A 21625-nucleotide genomic window follows, 5' to 3' on the forward strand; every position below is an offset into this window, starting at 1 on the left:
GGAAAAAAGAACCACTTAAAATGGAAATGACAATTTACCGACCCGCTTTGAACAAATATCGGATAGTGAAAAGGTTTTCATCTCTCTATAATGAAGTACATAAGGAAGCGTTTCCAGTATGAGAATGAAAAATGAATAATCCGAAGATCCTTGCTAGAGGTGAAAAGGCGTTTTAATTAAAGGGAGGTAAAAAAATGGAGAACACTGTAATGAGGAAAACACCGTTTTTAAGATTATTAATCGCAGCTATGCTTGGGGTGGGAACCTCGATTGCGCCGTTAGTTTTACTAAGTTTTGGGCTGTCTACATTTATTGTTATCAACATTGTTGGAACAGAAAAGGCAACCACGGCATTTGCTACAGCCTCTGGAGTTACCGGTATTATGATTGTAGTTTTTGGTTTGTTTAGTGGTGTGATTGCAGATAAAACCCGTATTAAGATGGGGAGAAGGCGGTTCTGGATTATTGCAGGCAGTATCGGAGGAGCTTTATCGATGTTTGCCCTTTCCAACGCTTCATCAATCCCGATGTTTATCATTAGCTTATGTCTAGTAAATTTCTTTTATGGAATGGTTTCACTTTCATGCTATGCGATTGTCCCTGAACAAATAGAACAGGAAAAGTTTGGTCGAGTTTCGGGTTTACTAGGTGCAGCAGGACCTGCATTCGTTATGACCGGTCAAATGATTATGGGAGTCTTTGCTGATTCTACTCTTCATGAGAAAATGATTACGATGATTATTGTCCAATTGATTGGTGGAGCGTTAGCAGCACTTCTTATAAAAGATAATTATGTTACAGTAGCAGCAAAAAGTGAGAAAAAGTCATTTGTACTTAGTGGTTTCTATCCTAGTTTTAAAAAATATCCATCCTATACCTGGGCATTATTAACGAAATTATTTATTTATTTTACAAATGCAGGGATGAATATGTTAACCCTTTTCTATATCGCAAGATTTCATTTAGGTGAAGCAGAAATCTTTAAAATTATGGGGCTAATGGCGCCGACAATAATGATGATGGTTGGTGCGGGTATCCTTGGCGGCTTCCTATCAGATAAGATTAAGAAACAAAAGCCTTTTGTTTTTGGTGCAGCGCTTCTAACAGGAATCTGTTTGATAGTATTTGCCTTCGCTCCTAGTGTAACGTGGGTAATCGTTGGTAACTTTATTTTCAATTTTGGTTTTGGTATGTACAATGCAGTAGATAATGCCCTTGTAAACCGTATTCTCCCTTCAAAAGAAAATGCGGCAAAAGATATCTCGATTATGAATACAACAACAAATCTAGCATCGACTCTAGTAAACTTCGCAGCACCAGCTCTAATCGCACTTGGGGTAAGCTTATTTGGTGGAGATGGATATACGTTCTTTTTCTTAGTACTAGCAGCATTCTCAGTTCTCTCAGCAGTTTTTGTACTGCCTATTCCTGAGATGGGATCAGAAAAAAAAGCAAACAACGCACCAATTAGTGAACAAGCTGTCTAATCATAGGGTTCAGAAAACTAAATAGAAAATTGTGACGTTATGACCAACAAATTGTAATATTTTGTTGGTCTATTTTTATTGATATAATTTAATATAATGTCAACAGGAGAATGGGCAGTATACGTACAAGGAAGGAGCACAAGATATGGGGATTGAAATAAAAGAAATTCTGGCCAAGAAAATCCTAACCGAAGCAAAAGGGTATTTAGATGTTGGGTTTACACATTCATTGAACCCATATAGTGGTTGTGCTTTTTCTTGCCGGTACTGTTATGTAAGAGAAATGCCGATTCAGAGATTCAAAGAAATTCCTTGGGGAGAATGGGTAGACATAAAAACCAACGCAGCTGAAAATTACCGAAATGAAATAATAAGGCTTCGTAAGAAAAATAAACCAATAAATTTATTTATGTCATCTGCAACCGATCCTTATCAACCCATTGAAAGGAAAGCAAACATTGTCCGAGGGATATTAGAAGCAATGATAGATAATCCACCCGATTTTCTTTGGATTCAAACACGATCCCCACTCATTACAAAAGATATTGATTTGTTAGTGACATTAAGAGAAAAATGTAAAGTCCTTGTTTCTATGACAGTTGAAACAGACAGGGAAGACATAAAGCAAATTTTTGCTCCTTCTGCTCCAGGAATTAACTTGCGTTTAAAGGCTTTGAAAGAAATTCATGATGCTGGAATAACTACACAAGCTTCGATTTCACCAGTTTTACCATTTACCCCTGATTTTCCAATGGTATTGGACGGTATCGTTGATCATATTTGGATTGATACGTTAACCATCGGGGATGGTGCAGAGGGGAAACGTTCCGCGCGTTTAGGAATGCCCGCGTTATTTAAGGAACATGATTTATCTAGGTGGTATCGAAAAGATATTCATGTCATGGTAGAGAAGTATTTTTCTAAATATTTTCCTAGTGAAATGATAAGGGTTTCTAAACAAGAAGCCTTTTTAGAATAAAGGGATACTTTTGTTAAAGAGGGAAAAATAACATTGACACCATTATTTGGAAGTGTTATCATATTCTTACTATTATCGAAGGGAGTGAGATTGCTTTATGCCTAATTTAATCAAAATAACCTTGAAATTTAAGTGTCTTGCCTCTCACTCATACGGATTAAAGTAGAATTTAAAACTTGTCTGTAATAAGAGATGGCAAACAAGAAAATTGGCATTTCTTATAAAAAGGAATGTGAAGCCACAGGGTTATTGTATATCCCTGTGGCTTTTTTTTGCTTGTCACAGAATATGTCAAACACCTAAAATATCAAAAGATAACGAGGAGTTGTGGTATATGTTGAAACTAAAATATCTTTTTAATAACGTCGACTTAGCAGAAATGTTATTAAAAAATTGGGAATTTGATAAAGAATCACTTGAATTGTTTAAGTATTACAGAATATCGTCAAACGCTATTTACCCATTTAGAGCGCTGGGCAGGACACAACTTTTGAGATTTTCACCACAAATAGAGAAGCATAAAAAAAATATTTTAGCAGAGCTTGAGTTCATTTCTTATTTACGTTCTAAACAATATGGGGTTTTAGAGACGGTCTCAACTAAGAATGGAGAGGAACTTGTAGAAAAAGAAACTCCCTGGGGCGATTACTATGCTTCAGTATTTAAACGGGTATCAGGTGTGCAGCTTGGCGATACAGATTTAAGCAATACCATCATATTCCATTACGGAAAAGCATTAGGTAAGCTTCACCAATTGTCCAGTGAATATAATCCAAAGACATTCAAACGTTGGTCATATAGTGACGTGTTAAATTGGATGTGTAATGTTCTAGTAGATTTTCCACTTGAAAAAGCAGCTTTAGAGGAAATTCAACTAATAAAGAAATATTTTGATTCGATTCCTATTACCGATAGTAACTTCGGGTTGATTCATTATGATTTTGAATTGGATAATGTCTTCTATGATGAAGAACTCCAATCTTGTAACGTTATTGATTTTGATGATTCTATGTACCACTGGTATGTAATGGATATTGAGCAGGCACTTGCTAGTTTAAAAGATTCTATATCACCTGAAACGTTCTCCCTAAAAAAACAATGTTTTATGGATGGATATCGATCTGAATATGATGTCTCAGACGCTATGTTGTCATTAATACCAGCTTGTAGACGCTTTGCTAATTTATATGGATATGTTCGGATATTATCATCAATGAAAGAAAAATGGGATCATGAACCACAATGGTTATCAAGTTTAAGAGAAAGATTAACCAAAAGTATGAAAAATAAATCCGCTGATTTTGGAACAGAAATTCATTAATGCAGAAACAAATACAAATGGCACCCTCATTATGCGGTGCCATTTGTTGTTTATAGCCTAAAAAGATCGTTATTTTATAATATTGAATTTTTCTCCCTATAACTATACGGGGTATCATGATATAACTCTCTAAACTTTTTATAAAAGAATGTGACGCTGGAATAACCCACTTCTTCAGCGATTTCAGGGATAGGTAAATCGGAATTGGATAGAAACAAAGCGGCTTGGTTTAGACGTTGGATTTGCAGAAGTTCTTTGAAGGATTTTCCTGTTCCTTTTTTTAGTAAAGTGGATAAATAATTTGGGTTGAATCCAAAGGTCTGTCCCATTTTAACCAAAGAGCAGTTCTAATAATTCTCTTCAATGTATCTCAAAAAATCTACTAACGATGAATTGTCATTTTGATTAAGTGGTTCTTGACTTGTCAGATTATTTTTATATCGTATCAGTGTGGAAAACAAAACAATTAAATATGAGTCAATAATTTCTCCAGAACAGAAGTCCCGGTCAAAAAACTCACACATTATATTCTCCATGATTTCTATGGCATTGTTGTGTTCACCTGGTCTGAAAATCAGGAAGTGATTTTGCTTCCGATTGCTTAACAGCGATTCAATCATGAATTGAGAGATAATACTTTTTTGAGAAAATCGGCTTAAAAAGCTTGGTGATAGATAATCCTGTTTAAGAATCATATTAATAACAATATCCTGCTCGGTTGTTGCACCAACACTATGAGGGGTCTCTTTGTTAGTTAATATGAGTTCTCCTTTTTTTAAATCAATCTTTTTTCCCTTTACTTTCACTGTACAGGTACCCCTATAAACAAACATCATTTCAATATAGTCATGCATATGAAGAGGAATAGCTGAATCATGGGGCTGCTGTGAAATAGATACATTCTCTTCAATGGGGAAATCAGTGATATCAAATCCTTTATTAAAAAGATAAACTTGTTCACCACCTACCTCCTTAAACGTTGGTTTATACTCCTTCAATATTTTTTCTTCATCAATCCCAAACTTCAATGAATCCAAATAATTTTCAAGTTCTATTCGTTGCATAAATGCTCCCTGTTATTTGAGTAATGGATTTTTATCTATATATATAACAAATCATAGTTTAAGTTCATAAAAGTGTAAACTGCCAAGGTTGGCTATCATCTGGAATCAAAAAGTAAAAACTATGATTCGAGCAATCAAGACCTTGCTTTTTAATATTATCTAGAGAATAAGCGTTTGCTACTATTTATACATAAGTAAATATAAGCTTAGTAGGAGGCGATTTACAATGAAATATGTTTTTCCAGAAAATTTCCTTTGGGGTACGGCCACTTCTGCTTACCAAGTAGAAGGTAACAATGATAAATCGGATATGTGGGTAGAAGAGTATTCCGAGGGGTCACCATATAAAGATTATTCAGGTAATGCTGTCGATCACTATCATCTTTACAAACAGGATATTGAACTTATGGCAAGTTTAGGTCTGAAAAGCTATCGTTTTTCTATAGAGTGGTCAAGAATTGAGCCGGAGCAGGGTGTATATTCCGAAGAGGAGATTAACCATTATCGTGATGTTATAAAAGTTTGCTATGAAAACAACATCATCCCTGTAGTAACGATGATGCATTTCACCTCTCCTCAATGGTTAATGAAGATTGGCGGCTGGAAAAATCCGAAGACTGCTGACCTTTTCGCAAACTATTGTGAGGTTGTGTTCAAGGATCTTGGAAGGGAGATTCCTTATGTGTTGACGATGAATGAAGTCAACTTACCCGTTATGTTGAAAGAACTGTTTATCAATATGAATTTCATTCCGCCAGTAGGTGTGGATGCCAAGTCATGGACAGCGCCAGGATGGCGTGAATCTGCTGCACAGAAATGCGGAACAACCATTGATCAATATTTTACCTTCCATATGGCTTCAGATGAAGCATCTTTAGAAATTGTGAAAGCGCGAGAAGTTATAAAGAAAATCAACCCAGCTACCAAGGTAGGACTATCCTTGGCATTACCTGAAATCCAAAGCATTGAAGGCGGGGAAGAGCAATCTGCAAAAGTTTGGCATGATTACTTCGGTCAATTCAAATCGGTCATAGAAGATGATGATTTTATTGGTGTTCAGAACTATACTCGTGAAATTTACGGGCCTGATGGACAAGTTCCACTTCCAGAAGGCACTGAAGTGACTGCAATGGGGTATGAGTTCTATCCGGAAGCACTAGCAGGAACTATTCGGAATGTGGCAAAAGAGTTAAATATTCCTGTATTGGTAACCGAGCACGGAATTGCCACAAATGATGACAGACGTCGGGTGGAATTTATTAAGCGGGGTCTTCGTGGATTGCATTCCTGCATTGAGGATGGAATTCAAGTTTTGGGATACCTCTACTGGTCCACCTTTGATAACTATGAATGGACGTTCGGCTATGATCCGAAATTTGGAATTATAGGTGCTAACCGTGATACACAAGAGAGAGTTGTAAAAGAGAGTGGTCGGGTTCTAGGTGAAATATCACAGAACAATGCAGTTAATACAGAAGGGGCTTACTACAATGAATTATATAAATCCTGTTATTAGCGGATTCCACCCTGATCCTAGTATTTGCAGAGTAGGGGAAGATTTTTACTTAGTCACGAGCTCTTTTGAATATTTTCCGGGTGTACCTATTTTTCATTCAAAAGACCTTGTAAATTGGAAGCAAATCGGTCATTGCTTAACGCATGAAAGTCAATTGCCGTTACACCAGTCAAAAAGTTCTATGGGGATATTTGCTCCTACCATTAGATACAACAATGGCAGATTTTATATGATTACTACCAATCTATCAGTAGGGAAAAACTTTTTGGTATGGACGGAAAAACCCGAAGGATCTTGGTCAGATCCCATTTGGCTGGATTGGCCAGGCATTGATCCTTCGCTATTATTTGATGAAGATGGCAAAGTTTATTTAACAGGGACACAGAACATTTTTAGCTCGGAACCAATGGGAATTTACCAAGCTGAGATTGATGTTGAAACAGGTGAAATTCTCACTGAGCGTCGATTAATATGGCAAGGGACATGTGGTGCTCATCCTGAAGGACCACATCTTTATAGAATAAACAACTTTTACTACTTAATGATTGCAGAGGGTGGAACAGAATATGGGCATATGGTGACAATGGCTCGAAGTGAACAGCCTTTTGGTCCTTTCGAGAGTCACCCTCATAACCCAATTCTTACTCATCGCAGCAGTGCAAGCCCAATTCAGGCTACTGGGCATGCGGATTTAGTTCAGTATACCGATGGCAGCTGGTGGACAGTATTTTTAGGAATACGCCCAGCGCCGATTCCGTTTAGCGGGAAGCACCATCATCTCGGACGCGAAACCTTCTTGGCACCAGTGGACTGGAATGCTGGGTGGCCGAGTATCGGTGCTCAAGTTGATTTAGTTATGGATCGAAGAACACTCCAACTAGAAGAAAGAGGGCAATGGTGTTGTAAAGACGACTTTAATAGGAACACCTTGGACTATTCCTGGAATTTTTTGCGTAATCCTGCTGAAGGAAGCTGGTCCTTATCTGACCGACCTGGTTATCTTACGTTATATGGATCTTCGATTAGCTTAAACGACGCGGATTCCCCAGCATTCGTGGGGCGGAGGCAACAGCATTTTGATTGCAAAGTATCCACACTTCTAGAATTTTCTCCCACTTTTGAAGGGGAAGAGTCTGGTTTAACAGTCTTCATGAATGAGAGATTTCATTATGAAATAGCTTTAAGAATACGAGATGGTGTAAAAAAGGTTTTTGTCAGACGGAGAATCGGATCACTTTGGAAGGTAGAGTCTGAGCATGTGTATGGACAAGAAAGTATTATTCTATCTATTCAAGCGGATGCCAAAAATTATACCTTTTCCTATCAGCAGCCATGTGGGGAGTCTACTATTTTAGGCTCAGGTGAATGTTCTCTTTTATCGACGGAGGTGGCGGGTGGATTTACCGGCGTATTCTTTGGTCTTTACGCTACAGGAAATGGTAGTGATAGGAGTAATCCTGCCTATTTTGATTGGTTCGAATATACAAATTAATTCTTAAAGCACCATCTTGTTAACGAAATCCTTAATTTAACCCAAATATTATAATCTAAAGGAAATGACTATCAAAATGTAGGTTATTTTGATAGTCATTTTTATCAATTAATATTCTAAACGAGAATTTTTTAAAATAACCCCTTACACAAAACTATTATTCTATATGGTGTGGTTTTGGCGGGGATACTGTGAGTGGCAGGTCCATAGATAACAATAAGATCTCGGTTCGCAGGGCTTCTTGAAAATGCTTGCCCATTTGTTAATACAATTTGAGTATATGGAGATATATTTAATTGTAATTGTCCATCATTACTCACTAGCTGACTATTAAAATGATCTACTTTTACATTTTGATTTGGGCTATCTTTTATCATGACAAGTGCGTGATATTGTGGGGGGTAGATAAGGATAGTAGGTGCATCCCCATCATAATATCCAGTCACGCGATCTCCTACTGCAACCATAACATGGTCTACAAAGTAAGTTGTAGGTGACACCACGAAATTTACTAGTGCTCCCAATCCGTTTTCTACAGATATTAATTTATAACAGCCTTCTCCTTCACCATTTTGACCTGTAAAAAAATCACTAATCATAGTGATAGTTCCGTGAAATGAATAAAAATTTGTCATACAAACCTCCATTGCTTAAAAAAGCCAGTTTTATTTTTCGACATTAGGAGGGGCTACTTAACTTTGTTCCAAGAATTGCTGTTGCCAATCTTGTTGATATAAATTGAGTGCCATTCCATGTTAAAAGGTTTTCCACATATCCCAAGGTATCCGAATTTGAAATGCCAATAATCCGTCTGATAACAAGTAAATCAAAACTCATGCCTTTTTGATTTGTAACAATTGGATATAAAGCACCAGCCGAAAGAACTTCGCCTTGAACTGATTGTTTTAATTTTCCATTATCATCGTAAAGCTGTGACAAATAATCATATCCTTTATAACTAATGTCAAGGATGAAAAGTAGGTCTAATGAAGGGCTTTCAACATTTACTTTATAAAGATCTTTATAATTGACTTTAAATGTATTGCTATTATTATATTTTTCAAAATCAAACAATAGTCGTGGAATATTATTTATGAAGGAGTAAATATAGAAAATACCGTATCCCCCGCTTCCTCCTGATTCAATACTTACCAGAATATCCAATCTATCATCCTTAGAAAAATCCCCAAGGAAGAGCTTAGCATTGTATCCTGCATTATTTTGAAGATTAATGGTTGAAATTTGATTAGAACGCCCATCTTGGATGACAAGTGTAATTTGATCTGCGAAGATTTCTGTTTCAATGTTTTTTCTTCCATATAAATAAACGAAATCTATTATACCGTCACCTGTAACGTCACCTTGTTTCATGTCGAGCAACGCTACGACTCTAGAATTACTATAGTTACCATACGCTTGTTCTTGAAATTGCCTGTACAAATAACTCCCCCCTATAAAAATTTGCCAATTACTTGGTGTACCTTATGCAGGTCAATGCCTATTTGACACCAAAAGGTTAAGTAAATGTTAGGTAAAGTAATGTGATGATGATTTGTGATTACTCTTTTAGCGTTTTTGACATAGGTTACAAAAATAAATTTACAAAAGAGAACAAATATCGGTATGGTTTCAGTCAAAAAGGGGAAAGCAGGCAGGGGCAATTTCTTATATCATAATAATTGTAATGGGAAACGCTTACAGATTACTTGATTAGTAAGGATGGGAATGATGAAAATTTTAGCTGTGATATTTGATTTAGACGGGGTAATTGTTTCTACTGATGAATTTCATTATCAAGCATGGAAACAAATTAGCAATCAGGAAAAAATCTATTTTGATAGAGAAATAAATGAACGTCTTCGAGGAGTAAGCAGAATGGAAAGTCTTGAAATCATTTTGAGTCATTCCGATAAAAAATATAGTGAGAAGGATAAGCAGCTTCTTGCTCAGCGAAAAAATGAAGTCTATTGTGATCTGCTTAACAAGTTGTCACCAAATGATATTTTACCAGGGGTTATCAATCTATTAATGAATTTAAAAGCGAAAGATATAAAGATTGCAATCGGTTCTTCCAGTAAAAATACTCCATTTATTTTAGAACAAATAGGCTTATCTTCTAGTTTTGATGCAATCGCTGATGGAAATAGTATTATGAACAGTAAACCTGACCCTGAGGTATTCTTACTTGCAGCTGGGAAACTGGGAGTTGCACCAGAGGAATGTGCTGTAATTGAAGATGCGCAAGCAGGAATTGATGCGGCCATTGCAGCTGGAATGAAGGCAGTAGGAGTAGGGACGGCGGCATCTTGTGTTAACGCACATTTGAAGTTAAAAGACCTATCTAATCTAAATATAGACCAATTATTAAACGAGATTAGGAGTTGAGATCATGATTAAGGTAAATGTTAATGACAAGCTAGAACACTTAAAAAACACTCCATTTCTTCTAAACGATAAAGATATTCAGTGGGTAGAAGAAACCCTTGACTCTATGAGCTTACATGAAAAAGTAGGGCAATTATTTTGTCCCATTGGAAGTTCGGATAAGAAGGAAGATTTAGAAACGTTTATTGAGAAATATCATCCTGGCGGCATTATGTACCGTCCAAATACTGGTGCAAAAATACAAGAAACACATCGCTTGTTACAGGAGATTTCACCAGTACCATTATTAATATCCGCTAACCTGGAAGCAGGTGGAAATGGTATCGCAACGGATGGCACCTATTTCGGAAAACAAATGCAGGTAGCTGCAACGGAAAATGAAGAAATGGCTTATAAGCTAGGTGTAGTAGCTGGCCGTGAAGGTCGTGCAGCAGGTTGTAACTGGGCGTTTGCGCCGATTGTTGATATTGACATGAATTATCGAAATCCAATTACCAATGTCAGAACGTTCGGTTCTGATCCAAAATTAGTAGCACGTATGGCTAAATCGTATATGAAAGGTATTCATGAAAGTGGGCTCGCTGCTAGCATAAAGCACTTTCCAGGAGATGGGGTAGATGACCGAGATCAGCATCTTTTACCATCTGTGAATACTCTATCTCCCGAAGAATGGGACCAGTCATTTGGTATGGTATACCAGGAAATGATTGATAGTGGAGCGAAATCAATTATGGCAGGACATATTATGCTCCCTGAATATTCGAGAAGCCTATTGCCAGGCATTGAAGATGAACAAATCATGCCCGCTACACTTGCGCCTGAATTACTCAATGGCTTACTAAGAGAAAAACTAGGCTTTAATGGTTTGATTGTTACCGATGCCTCTCCTATGCTAGGATTCACCGTATCAGAGAGAAGAGAATTTGCGGTTCCAAAGGCGATTGCTTCAGGCTGTGATATGTTCCTTTTCAATCGTAATATTAAGGAAGATTATGAGTTTATGATGAAGGGAATAGAAACGGGAATTTTATCCTTAGAAAGGGTGGACGAAGCCGTTACGAGGGTCCTGGCTCTTAAAGCATCTCTAGGTCTGCATCTACAAAAAGAACAGGGCACATTAGTACCGGGTGAAGAGGAATTATCTGTCTTACAATGTGAAGAACATAAAGTTTGGGCAAGAGAATGTGCAGACCAGTCCGTAACCTTAGTAAAAGATACACAAAAATTACTCCCTATTAGTGCAGAAAAATACAAAAGGGCTCGTTTATACGTATTAGGTGATCAAGGAGGAGGGCTTAAGGAAAGTGGTTCGGTGACCCAGCCGTTTGTTTACTCTCTTGAAAAAGCTGGATTCCAAGTTGAGCTCTACAATAACAAGCAGGTTAATTTTCAAGAATTGTTTATGAGTGTCAATGAATTCAAAGATAAATATGATCTTGTAATATACGTTGCGAACCTTGAAACCGCTAGTAACCAAACAACTGTTAGAATTAATTGGCAGCAGCCATTGAATGCGAACGCTCCATGGTTCGTAAAAGATATTCCAACACTGTTCATTTCAGTCGCTAACCCATATCACCTGCAGGATGTCCCTATGGTAAAAACCTATATCAATGCCTATTCTTCAAATGAATATGTAGTAGAGGCAGTTGTTGATAAAATCTTAGGAAAATCTAAATTTAATGGAAAAAGTCCTGTAGACCCATTCTGTGGGAAATGGGATACTAGATTGTAAATTAGAATAAGCACTCCATTTTTAGGATGGAGTGCTACTCCTATTATTATCTTTGATTCGAGCACTGTTCATCTTTCATTTCGATATTAAATTAAATAAAAGCGTTTGCTAAAATTAAATAAAATATGATTATTACTAATTGAGAGGATCATAAAAACATGAAAATTAAAAATTTGAAATCGAACCGTATCACAAATCCTCTGGGATTTGATTTAGGAAAACCACGTTTATCTTATGTAGCTTATGATACAACCGCTAAAAAACAAACAGCTGCACAAATTCAAGTTTCACTTAATGAATATTTTTCGAACATCGTTTTTGATAGCGGCAAAAGTGAGAAAATTGACAGCCTTGCGTTTGAGTTGCCTATAGATTTAGAACCATGTACTCGTTATTTTTGGCGTGTCACCGTTTGGGGTGATAATGGAGATGTTGCGACGAGTGATCCCGCTTGGTTTGAAACCGCAAAGCTATCAGAGCCTTGGGACGCCAAATGGATTACCCCGGATTTAGACAAGGAGGTTCATCCGGTCCTGAGCAAGGACTTCACACTAACAAAAGGAATTGCTTCTGCCCGTGCCTACGTTTGTGGTCTAGGTTTATATGAAATGGAGATTAACGGTAAAAAGGCTGGAGATGAATACCTGACCCCTCTTTTCAATGCCTATGACAAATGGATTCAATACCAGACCTATGATATAACTGCACTGCTTACATCAGGACCAAACTCTTTGGAGGTTTCTCTTGGTAACGGATTATATAAAGGTCGTTTTGGTTTCGAGGGTGGACAAACGGAAGTTTACGGTGATCAATTTGCCCTTTTGTGTGAAATCGACATCAAGCATACAGATGGGACAGTAACCATTATTCATTCAGATGACTCTTGGAAAGCAAGAAAGAGCGATATCCTCTTCAGCGGTATATACGATGGAGAAATATACGATGCTAACTTGGATGATGGAACCTGCTATGATGTAAAGGATATCGATTTGGGTTATGACAGATTAAAAGCAAGATTGAGCCTTCCTGTAGTCGTAAAAGAAGAGTTAAAGCCAATAGAAGTGATCATCACTCCAGCAGGAGAAACTGTACTTGATATGGGTCAAAACATGGTAGGATGGGTTCAATTTAAGACCGATGCACCTAAAGGAACAGAGATTGTTTTACAGTATGCGGAACTTCTGCAGGATGGCAATTTTTATCAAGACAATCTACGCACAGCCAAAGCCGAACACAGATACATATCAAATGGAGAAGAAGCTATCGTAAGACCGCATTTTACTTATTACGGCTTCAGATATGTAAAAGTTTCTGGCTGGAATGGCGATGTTAATAAGGCTGATTTTACAGGATGTGTCTTATATTCTGATATGGACCAAACCGGAAGCATTGAAACGAGTAATCCATTAGTGAATCGTTTATTCCTAAATGCATTATGGGGTCAAAAAGGTAACTTCTTAGATGTCCCAACCGACTGCCCACAGCGTGATGAACGGATGGGGTGGACCGGGGATGCTCAGGTGTTTTCAGGAACGGCATCTTTCAATATGGATACCTATGCTTTCTTCAGTAAATACGGGTATGACCTCGCGCAGGAACAGTCCTCTTTAGGTGGAATGGTACCCATGGTTGTCCCTATGACAACGGTAAAAGGCGGCGGTTCTAGTGCTTGGGGAGAAGCAGCTACAGTTATACCATGGACTGCCTACCTTCACTTTGGAGATAAAGCCATTCTAGAACAGCAATTCGATAGTATGAAGGGCTGGGTTGATTATATCAAAAGAGCTGATGAAGCTTCAGGTGGTAAAAGGCTTTGGACGACCGGATTCCATTTTGGTGACTGGCTTGCATTAGACGGGGATGATCCAAGTTCACCTATGGGTGGTACAGAAACTGCATTTATCTCTTCAGCCTATTACAGTTACTCCTCAATGCTCGTTGCAAAGGCAGCCAGGGTGCTTGGCAAGGATGAGATCGCGCAGGAATATGAAAAATTATCTAATGAAGTTAGAGCTGCAATCCAAGCAGAATATATTACTTCTACTGGTCGTCTTGCTTTGAGCACACAGACAGCATACGTTGTTGCCTTATTTATGGATATTGTTCCTGAAGAACATAAAAACAGAATTGCGAATGATTTACGTGAAAAATTGAAAAAAGATAAGAATCATTTAAAGACAGGATTTGTTGGTACACCCTATTTGTGTAGAGTACTGTCAGAGACCGGAAACAATGATATCGCTTATACTCTTTTATTAAATAAAGATTACCCGAGCTGGTTGTATGCTGTAACGATGGGTGCAACAACCATTTGGGAACGTTGGAATTCCGTATTACCTGACGGAAAGATTAGTGGAACAGACATGAATTCCCTTAACCACTATGCTTATGGTTCGATTGCCGAATGGATGTATAGAAATGTAGCAGGTATTAAACCTGTTGAAGACCAGCCAGGATTTAGAAGTGTTCGATTGGCGCCACAGCCGGATTATCGATTAAAGTATACTAAGGCTTCGTTAGATTCTGCAGTAGGCTTATACGAAAGTCAGTGGGAACTGATGGAAGATGGTCAACTGTCATTTAAATTTGTCATTCCATTTAATGCTACAGCTACTGTCGAATTGCCGGATGCAAAGCTTGAAAATGTTCTATTGAATGGAAGTTCTTTAAAAGCTGCAGAAGTGACTGCAGGGCAGCAAGGTGAAAAGGTACATGTTGAGATAAACAGTGGAACATGGGAGTTTTTGTATACCCCGGAAGTAGAGTATATAAAGTACTACAGTACACGGCTGGCAGTTAGTGAATTGCTATCCAATGACGAAGTCAAAAGTGTTTTGACAGAGACTGTCCCTCAAGTTGCAGCTTTACCGCAGGATATGATTGCTAAATTAGGTCATCAATCATTAAGAGAGTTGTCACATATGCCGTTCCTGCCAATTTCCAATGAAGCCCTAGACGAGTTGGATAATCAGCTAAAGAAAATTAAAGTAATCGTTTCATAGTAGGTATTTATGGGGATTGAGGAATAACTCTTTCCCCCTTTTTGAAATCTCAAAGCAAGTAATAGAAGGAGTATTTATAGAAAAATAGAATACAAGAAACATACAAAAATTCTCAAAGGAGAACTGAAAATGCGAAAGTATGATGCAATTGACATTGAAAAGCTTCAAAAAGGTACTTCTATTATTGAAAATAACGGAATTCCGGTCATCCTAAAACCAAGTCCTGGTGAAGAAAGACCAGGATATCTAGACCCGATGGAATTAAGCCTAATGGGAGACCATTGGGCGGGAAGATCAAATGGCGAGGAACCTACAGAAATGCCGCCGATGGAAGTGTTAATTCCGATTATGAGGGAAAATATGGGGTTTCCTAATTATAATTTAAATACAGTCGAAATACATACAAAATATGAAGAAATAACCGATAGTGGAAATAAAGTTGGTTTGTGGAGGTACTATCCAAGGAAATCTGAAAAGAATCCGAAACGACCTGCTCTTGTCTTTTTTCATGGAGGCGGTTGGATTGGAGGAAGTGTCTACACAGTAGAAAACTTCTGTAAATTAATTGCTGAGCTAGCTGATGCTGTAGTATTTAATGTGGATTATTCTTTAGCACCGGAAAAGCCATTTCCAAATGGATTAAATGATAATTACTATGCAGTCAAACATGTATACGATCATGCAGAAGCCTATGGTATTGACCCTAAGAAAATTTCTGTTGCTGGAGATAGTGCAGGCGGAAATTATGCTGCAGCAGTCAGTTTAAAAGCAAAAGATGAAGGAACACCAAAGATTGCAATGCAAGTACTGATTTATCCAGCCGTAACAATGGCCGATGCTAAGGTTGAGGGGTATGAGTGGAGCGAAGAATTCTTTGAGGTATCTGAAGAGCATAAAGATATTATTAAAAATGGATTACTTTCACTTGGAAGACCATCAAAAGCTGAAGAGAATCTCTTCTTGGGAGCTTATATTACTAATGAGTCAGATATTTATAATCCTTACGTTAGTCCGATGCTAGCTAAATCGCTTACTGAACTACCGAAAGCTATTTTAGTTGGGGCAGAATTTGACGGATTGCGTATTCATACAGAATTTTATGCAAAACAGTTACAAGAGGCCGGGGTTGATACGACGTGTATCCGTTATAAGGGTATGACACATGCATTTATTGACAAGTTAGGACATGTTCCTCAGGCAGAAGACCTATGTATTGAAATAGCAAATGCTATAAGGAAATTGTAGTAGAAGATTAGTTGAACAACTTTTAAAGATGAAAAAGATTCAGACCAATTTGGTCTGAATCTTTGCATATGGGTTCGTATCAATTTTCTTTCCAATCAAAATTTCCGATGAAATGTACGAATGCCTTAACCACATTCCATTCCAACGACTCTTTATGATAATACATCCACGTTCTTCGCAAAATAGGAGTTCCTTCTAGATCTAATAGATTGATTTTGTATAAGTCTTCAATTCCAGTCACTACCCTGCTCGACAGGATGCCATAGCCTAAACCATTTATGACCATTTCTTTACACGTATCAACTTGGTCAACTTCTATACTGATAAAAGGCTCTTCAGCGTAATTTTCAGCCCACCAGTGATCGATGACGGATTTTAATAAATAATCCCCTCTATAATCAATTCTAGGAAGACGAGGAAGGTCTGTCATATTAATCTTATCTTTTGATGCAATACAGATGGTTTCCTCAAATATTTGATGTTTCGATAAACCTCTCCAACCATAATCTCCACGAACAAAACTAATATGGACATCTTTATTATGGATTAATTGAGTTACGTCCCTGCTCCAGCCCGTTACCACCTTAAATTCCACATGAGGATATTGCTGTTTGAATAGTTTCAAAATATAAGGTAGTTCATAATTCGCAAAAAAATTGGATACCCCCAATTTCAACGTTCCGACCACTTCATTGCTTTCGTTATTACTCATATTTTTGACAGTTTCTTTTACCCTTTGATAATGAGCAAGGGCTTCCTCGGCACAATGGACTAGATATTCTCCTTGTGGGGTGAAGTGCACTCCCCGGCTTTCACGAGTTATGATTTTAACACCCAGCTCTTCCTGCATATGCTTTAATCGATTCGTTAATGCGGGTTGAGTCAGAAATAATAGTCGAGCTGTTTTAGTTAGATTTTTTTGATGATAAAGTTCCTTCAGAATTTCCCAATCACGATAATCCATTGTTCACCCATCTGCCTGATATAATATTTTTTTATCAATAAATATAATTTTTTATCATTTTCTTTATTTCAATTATTACATTATCCTAATACTGAAGCAATTGATAAATACTTCATTAAATCATCCAATCTTAACATAAAAGCAACTTAAACTTGGGGGTATTGTAATGGGAGTGGAGAACCAACCAAATCCATGGGTAAGATTTAATGGTCCTAACCTAGGCTATGTAATAGAACAATATGAACGGTACGCGAACGGTGTAGACACTATTGATTCTGAATTAAAAAAGCTTTTTATTGAATGGGGGTCACCATTGTCTTTTGAGTCAGGTTACATGAAAGAAAGAACCGAACATGAAAAGATTTATCCTGATAATCTGACAAAAATAGAAAAAATAATGAAAGTGGTAAAACTGCTCGGAAACATTCGTTCTCACGGACATTTAGTGTCAAAATTAAATCCGTTAGAAGAAAATCAAAACGAACATGAGTTTTTCAACACTGAAAAACATGGAGTTAGTGAGCATGATTTGAAAGCGATTCCAGCTAGATTGGTTTGGGAGGAAGCTCCGGAAGGCATTCAAAACGCGTGGGATGCTTTGAATCATTTAAAGAATATTTATACCTCTACAATAGCTTTCGAATTTAACCACGTTCATGATATCGAAGAAGTAAAATGGTTAACTCAAATGGTAGAGACGGGTTCACTGCAGCGATCTTTATCAAAAGAAGAGCAAATGAAGCTATTAAAGAGTTTGACAGAGGTTGAAGGATTTGAGCAATTCTTGCATAAAACCTTTGTCGGCCAAAAGAGATTCTCTATTGAAGGTGTTGACATGCTTGTGCCCATGCTGGATGAAGCGGTGCGCGAAGGTGTCGGTGAGGGAGTACGCAACGTCTTGATCGGAATGGCACATCGCGGTCGCTTAAGTGTTCTTGCGCATGTATTAAACAAACCATACAGCAAGATTTTCTCTGAGTTTCAGCACTCTTACGCAAAACAACAAGGTCCGTCAGAAGATTTAGTTGACATTAGTGAAGGATGGACAGGAGATGTGAAATACCATTTAGGCCGCAATCGCTTTGTTGAAGGTCCTAATGCCTTTAGTACACGTATTACCTTAGCCAATAATCCTAGTCATCTTGAATTTGTAAATCCCGTGGTCGAAGGGTTTGCAAGAGCAGCACAAGAGGATAGACAGAAATCTGGATACCCCGAGCAGGATGTTAAAAAAGCATTTGCGATTTTGGTTCATGGTGATGCTGCATTTCCTGGCCAGGGAATTGTTGCCGAAACATTAAATTTGGGCGGACTAAAAGGATACCGAACTGGTGGAACCATCCATATTATTGCAAACAATATGGTTGGCTTTACGACAGATAGCCACGATTCTTGTTCTACGAGATACTCGAGTGATTTGGCAAAAGGATTTGAGATTCCAATTGTACATGTAAATGCGGATGATCCAGAAGCATGTCTGGCAGCTGTTCGCCTTGCATATCAATACCGAGCGCGTTTTCAAAAGGATTTTGTGATTGATTTAGTCGGGTACCGAAGATTTGGCCACAATGAAATGGATGATCCAGCAGTTACTCAGCCACAGGTGTACAAAAAAATTGCGAGCCATCCAACTGTAAGAGCATTGTATTCCAAACAGCTGCAAATGAAAGACATTCTTGACCCAAAAGAAGTAGAGCAAATCAACCTTAGCGTCCAAGTGAAGCTGCAAGCGGAATATGACAAAGTGTCAGAGAAGAAGCAGGGTAAATCTCCTGCCGAAGTCGAGGTTCCTGGGGTTATTGCCAAAGGGATTCCACCTTTGGACACAAGCGTGCCGCTTGATACTCTGCGCGAATTAAACGGTGAACTATTGAAATGGCCGGAAGGTTTTCATGTTTATCCAAAATTAAAGCGGATTCTCGAGCGCCGTGAAACAGCACTTGATGAGAACGGAAAAGTAGAATGGGCGCTTGCTGAAGTGCTGGCATTCGCGGCCATGTTAAGAGAAGGAACGCCGATTCGTTTAACTGGTCAAGATTCGGAACGTGGAACGTTTGCACAGCGTCACATTTTGCTCCACGATTCAGAAACGAATGCAATGTATTCACCTTTACACAATCTTCCACAAGCACGGGCCTCGTTTGGAGTTCATAATAGCCCGCTGTCGGAAGCTGCTGTTGTAGGATTTGAATATGGCTATAACGTATTTGCTCCTGAAACACTTGTCATGTGGGAAGCACAATATGGCGACTTCGCCAACACGGCGCAGCCCCTCTTTGATCAGTTTGTTTCGTCGGCAAGAGCAAAATGGGGGCAAAAATCCGGGCTTACCCTTTTATTGCCTCACGGTTACGAAGGGCAAGGTCCCGAGCACTCAAGTGCCCGACCTGAACGTTTCTTACAGTTGGCAGCCGAAAATAACTGGACAGTTGCTAATTTGACAAGTGCGGCCCAATATTTTCATATCTTGCGTCGTCAAGCATCGATTTTAGGTACTGAGTATGTTCGCCCATTAATTATAATGACTCCTAAGAGCCTGCTTCGTCATCCTTTGGTCTCATCGCCTGCTGCAGATCTTAGCGAAGGACAGTTCCAAACGGTTATGGAACAGGAACAGCTAGGTAAAGAGACAGAAAAGGTAAAACGGTTAGTGTTAACGACGGGTAAGATAGCAATTGATCTAGCTGTAGAAATCGACTCAAATAAAGAAAAGAGAAATTTGGACGAGATACACATTGTGCGCGTCGAACAATTGTATCCATTCCCGAAGGAAAATGTGGAAACCAACATTAACCGTTATCCTAACTTGAGGGAAATTGTATGGGTACAGGAAGAACCGAAGAATATGGGAGCATGGCATTATATTGCACCAACTCTTTATGAACTTGCTGAAGGCAGCCTGACTGTCGGTTACATCGGGCGTCAGTACCGATCAAGCACCGCAGGCGGTGACCCATTAGTTCATAAGAAAGAACAGGAACGTATTATCGAACAGGCGTTGAATACTGATAGTATAGTAGTTACTCAGAATCAAGAAAAAGAGTCGTCTAGAAACAGATAAATCATTACCGAAATACTAAGTAAAAATCCTAATTTGAAAAATGACTTAACCTAATTCCTAGGAGGATATGACACATGATAGAAATAAAAGTACCGGAACTGGCAGAATCCATTTCAGAAGGAACCATTTCTCAATGGCTCATTAATATAGGTGATAGAGTATCCAAAGGGGATAGTGTTGTAGAACTGGAAACTGACAAAGTTAATATAGAATTAAATACCGAACACTCCGGTGTTGTTACAAAAGTATTAAAAGAACCTGGTGATACGGTAGAAGTTGGTGATGTCATTGCTGTTATCGAAGAGATCGCAGCTGAAGGTGTTACTCCGGCTGTTCCAGCGGCAGCTCCTGAAAAAACTGCTATTGAACCATTAGACCAGCCAAGCGGGCATCAAGAGATAGAACTTCCGAAAACGGATCGTCCGATTGCTTCACCTGCTGCAAGAAAATTGGCAAGAGAACTGGGAATCAATTTAAACCAAGTAAGCACTCGTGATCCCCTTGGCAGAATTAGACCTGATGATGTAAAAGCACATACGAGTGCCGCTAATGTAAAGGAAGAACCAAAGGTGGAAAATGTACGTCAAAATCCAACCGTACAACAAATAGATTCAGAGTTTGATAAACCAGTAGAACGTGTCAAAATGTCACGCCGCCGTCAAACGATCGCGAAGCGCTTGGTTGAAGTTCAACATACTGCTGCAATGTTGACGACCTTTAACGAAGTTGACATGTCTGCAATCATGGATTTACGCAATCAGAGGAAGGATGCTTTTCTGGAAAAACATGGTGTCCGTCTTGGTTTCATGTCGTTTTTTACAAAAGCTGTGGTTTCAGCATTAAAGCAATTCCCTCTTTTAAATGCCGAAATTCAAGGCGATGAATTGATTATCAAGAAGTTTTACGATATCGGTATTGCGGTTGCTGCCCCGGAAGGTCTGGTTGTACCTGTAGTCCGAAATGCAAACCATAAAAACTTTGCTGAAATTGAACAAGAAATCAGTGATCTTGGTAAAAAAGCCCGTGATAACGCCCTTACTTTAAAGGATTTACAAGGTGGAACATTTACGATTACCAACGGCGGTGTTTTCGGTTCTTTAATGTCAACGCCAATTTTAAATAGCCCGCAAGTGGGGATACTCGGTATGCATAAGATCCAGTTAAGACCAGTAGCAATTGATAAAGAACGAATGGAAAACCGTCCGATGATGTATATTGCTCTTTCTTACGATCATCGAATTATAGATGGAAAAGAGGCAGTTAGTTTCCTTGCTGCAGTAAAAGAATTGTTAGAAGATCCGCACTCTTTATTATTAGAAGGATAGACCAAAATCCTCATATTTGCTTATTATCCAAAGCAGACCGTTTTGCGGT

General features: G+C 38.4%; 16 protein-coding genes. 11 read left to right on the forward strand and 5 right to left on the reverse strand.

Features of this window, described 5'->3' with window-relative positions:
* The first annotated feature begins 194 nt into the window (after positions 1-194).
* From F4694_RS16005 to F4694_RS16015, 3 genes are all read left to right on the forward strand, one after another.
* Positions 195-1487: an MFS transporter gene (locus tag F4694_RS16005; protein WP_179599677.1), complete on the forward strand. Its 1293-nt coding sequence runs from the start codon at positions 195-197 to the stop codon at positions 1485-1487.
* A gap of 145 nt (positions 1488-1632) precedes the next feature.
* Entirely contained in the window at positions 1633-2466 is an 834-nt protein-coding gene (locus tag F4694_RS16010; protein WP_179599679.1) for an SPL family radical SAM protein, read from the forward strand.
* Between the two features lie 334 nt (positions 2467-2800).
* Positions 2801-3787, forward strand: a complete 987-nt coding sequence (locus F4694_RS16015; RefSeq protein WP_179599681.1) for a phosphotransferase enzyme family protein — start codon at positions 2801-2803, stop codon at positions 3785-3787.
* A gap of 74 nt (positions 3788-3861) precedes the next feature.
* On the opposite strand, the gene F4694_RS16020 is transcribed toward F4694_RS16015, so the two are convergent.
* Both F4694_RS16020 and F4694_RS16025 read right to left on the reverse strand, forming a co-directional pair.
* Positions 3862-4116 carry a helix-turn-helix transcriptional regulator gene (locus F4694_RS16020; protein ID WP_179599683.1) on the reverse strand — a complete coding sequence of 85 codons (255 nt, stop codon included), beginning with the start codon at positions 4114-4116 and terminating at the stop codon, positions 3862-3864.
* 18 nt (positions 4117-4134) lie between these two features.
* A complete protein-coding gene (locus tag F4694_RS16025; protein ID WP_179599685.1) occupies positions 4135-4851 on the reverse strand; it encodes a cupin domain-containing protein in 717 nt (238 codons plus the stop codon).
* Positions 4852-5077: 226 nt separating this feature from the next.
* Here F4694_RS16025 and F4694_RS16030 point away from each other — a divergent pair, with 226 nt between their 5' ends.
* Both F4694_RS16030 and F4694_RS16035 read left to right on the forward strand, forming a co-directional pair.
* Positions 5078-6367, forward strand: coding sequence for a glycoside hydrolase family 1 protein (locus tag F4694_RS16030; RefSeq protein ID WP_179599687.1), 1290 nt, complete (start codon positions 5078-5080; stop codon positions 6365-6367).
* Positions 6342-7859, forward strand: coding sequence for a glycoside hydrolase family 43 protein (locus F4694_RS16035; protein WP_179599689.1), 1518 nt, complete (start codon positions 6342-6344; stop codon positions 7857-7859). The genes F4694_RS16030 and F4694_RS16035 overlap by 26 nt, the downstream gene beginning before the upstream one ends.
* A 131-nt stretch (positions 7860-7990) precedes the next feature.
* Here the strand turns inward: F4694_RS16035 and F4694_RS16040 are convergent, their stop codons facing one another.
* Positions 7991-8494, reverse strand: a complete 504-nt coding sequence (locus F4694_RS16040; RefSeq protein ID WP_179599691.1) for a hypothetical protein — start codon at positions 8492-8494, stop codon at positions 7991-7993.
* 43 nt (positions 8495-8537) lie between these two features.
* A complete protein-coding gene (locus F4694_RS16045; protein WP_179599693.1) occupies positions 8538-9299 on the reverse strand; it encodes a VCBS repeat-containing protein in 762 nt (253 codons plus the stop codon).
* Between the two features lie 288 nt (positions 9300-9587).
* On the opposite strand from F4694_RS16045, the gene pgmB reads away from it, so the two are divergent.
* From pgmB to F4694_RS16065, 4 genes are all read left to right on the forward strand, one after another.
* Positions 9588-10244: a beta-phosphoglucomutase gene (gene pgmB / locus F4694_RS16050; protein WP_179599695.1), complete on the forward strand. Its 657-nt coding sequence runs from the start codon at positions 9588-9590 to the stop codon at positions 10242-10244.
* Between the two features lie 4 nt (positions 10245-10248).
* A complete protein-coding gene (locus F4694_RS16055) occupies positions 10249-11979 on the forward strand; it encodes a glycoside hydrolase family 3 protein (protein WP_179599697.1) in 1731 nt (576 codons plus the stop codon).
* Positions 11980-12137: 158 nt separating this feature from the next.
* The gene (locus F4694_RS16060) at positions 12138-14981 is read left to right on the forward strand and encodes an alpha-L-rhamnosidase (RefSeq protein ID WP_179599699.1); all 2844 of its coding nucleotides are present in this window, start codon (positions 12138-12140) and stop codon (positions 14979-14981) included.
* A 129-nt stretch (positions 14982-15110) separates the two neighbouring features.
* Positions 15111-16226: an alpha/beta hydrolase gene (locus F4694_RS16065; RefSeq protein WP_179599701.1), complete on the forward strand. Its 1116-nt coding sequence runs from the start codon at positions 15111-15113 to the stop codon at positions 16224-16226.
* Between the two features lie 79 nt (positions 16227-16305).
* Here F4694_RS16065 and F4694_RS16070 read toward each other — a convergent pair whose 3' ends face one another.
* A complete protein-coding gene (locus F4694_RS16070; protein ID WP_179599703.1) occupies positions 16306-17190 on the reverse strand; it encodes a LysR family transcriptional regulator in 885 nt (294 codons plus the stop codon).
* Positions 17191-17356: 166 nt separating this feature from the next.
* Here F4694_RS16070 and F4694_RS16075 point away from each other — a divergent pair, with 166 nt between their 5' ends.
* Both F4694_RS16075 and odhB read left to right on the forward strand, forming a co-directional pair.
* On the forward strand, positions 17357-20251 hold the full coding sequence (locus F4694_RS16075; protein ID WP_179599705.1) for a 2-oxoglutarate dehydrogenase E1 component: 2895 nt from the start codon (positions 17357-17359) through the stop codon (positions 20249-20251).
* Between the two features lie 74 nt (positions 20252-20325).
* A complete protein-coding gene (odhB, locus tag F4694_RS16080; RefSeq protein ID WP_179599707.1) occupies positions 20326-21576 on the forward strand; it encodes a 2-oxoglutarate dehydrogenase complex dihydrolipoyllysine-residue succinyltransferase in 1251 nt (416 codons plus the stop codon).
* Positions 21577-21625 lie beyond the last annotated feature (49 nt).

This window comes from Neobacillus driksii, assembly GCF_013409995.1.
GTDB lineage: Bacteria > Bacillota > Bacilli > Bacillales > Cytobacillaceae > Neobacillus > Neobacillus driksii.

Coding starts and splice junctions, on each gene's coding strand:
- F4694_RS16005 (WP_179599677.1), top strand. CDS start 195: ATGGAGAACACTGTAATGAGGAAAACACCGTTTTTAAGATTATTAATC.
- F4694_RS16020 (WP_179599683.1), bottom strand. CDS start 4,116: ATGGGACAGACCTTTGGATTCAACCCAAATTATTTATCCACTTTACTA.
- F4694_RS16060 (WP_179599699.1), top strand. CDS start 12,138: ATGAAAATTAAAAATTTGAAATCGAACCGTATCACAAATCCTCTGGGA.
- F4694_RS16070 (WP_179599703.1), bottom strand. CDS start 17,190: ATGGATTATCGTGATTGGGAAATTCTGAAGGAACTTTATCATCAAAAA.
- F4694_RS16065 (WP_179599701.1), top strand. CDS start 15,111: ATGCGAAAGTATGATGCAATTGACATTGAAAAGCTTCAAAAAGGTACT.
- F4694_RS16075 (WP_179599705.1), top strand. CDS start 17,357: ATGGGAGTGGAGAACCAACCAAATCCATGGGTAAGATTTAATGGTCCT.
- pgmB (WP_179599695.1), top strand. CDS start 9,588: ATGAAAATTTTAGCTGTGATATTTGATTTAGACGGGGTAATTGTTTCT.
- F4694_RS16015 (WP_179599681.1), top strand. CDS start 2,801: ATGTTGAAACTAAAATATCTTTTTAATAACGTCGACTTAGCAGAAATG.
- odhB (WP_179599707.1), top strand. CDS start 20,326: ATGATAGAAATAAAAGTACCGGAACTGGCAGAATCCATTTCAGAAGGA.
- F4694_RS16055 (WP_179599697.1), top strand. CDS start 10,249: ATGATTAAGGTAAATGTTAATGACAAGCTAGAACACTTAAAAAACACT.
- F4694_RS16035 (WP_179599689.1), top strand. CDS start 6,342: ATGAATTATATAAATCCTGTTATTAGCGGATTCCACCCTGATCCTAGT.
- F4694_RS16025 (WP_179599685.1), bottom strand. CDS start 4,851: ATGCAACGAATAGAACTTGAAAATTATTTGGATTCATTGAAGTTTGGG.
- F4694_RS16040 (WP_179599691.1), bottom strand. CDS start 8,494: ATGACAAATTTTTATTCATTTCACGGAACTATCACTATGATTAGTGAT.
- F4694_RS16010 (WP_179599679.1), top strand. CDS start 1,633: ATGGGGATTGAAATAAAAGAAATTCTGGCCAAGAAAATCCTAACCGAA.
- F4694_RS16030 (WP_179599687.1), top strand. CDS start 5,078: ATGAAATATGTTTTTCCAGAAAATTTCCTTTGGGGTACGGCCACTTCT.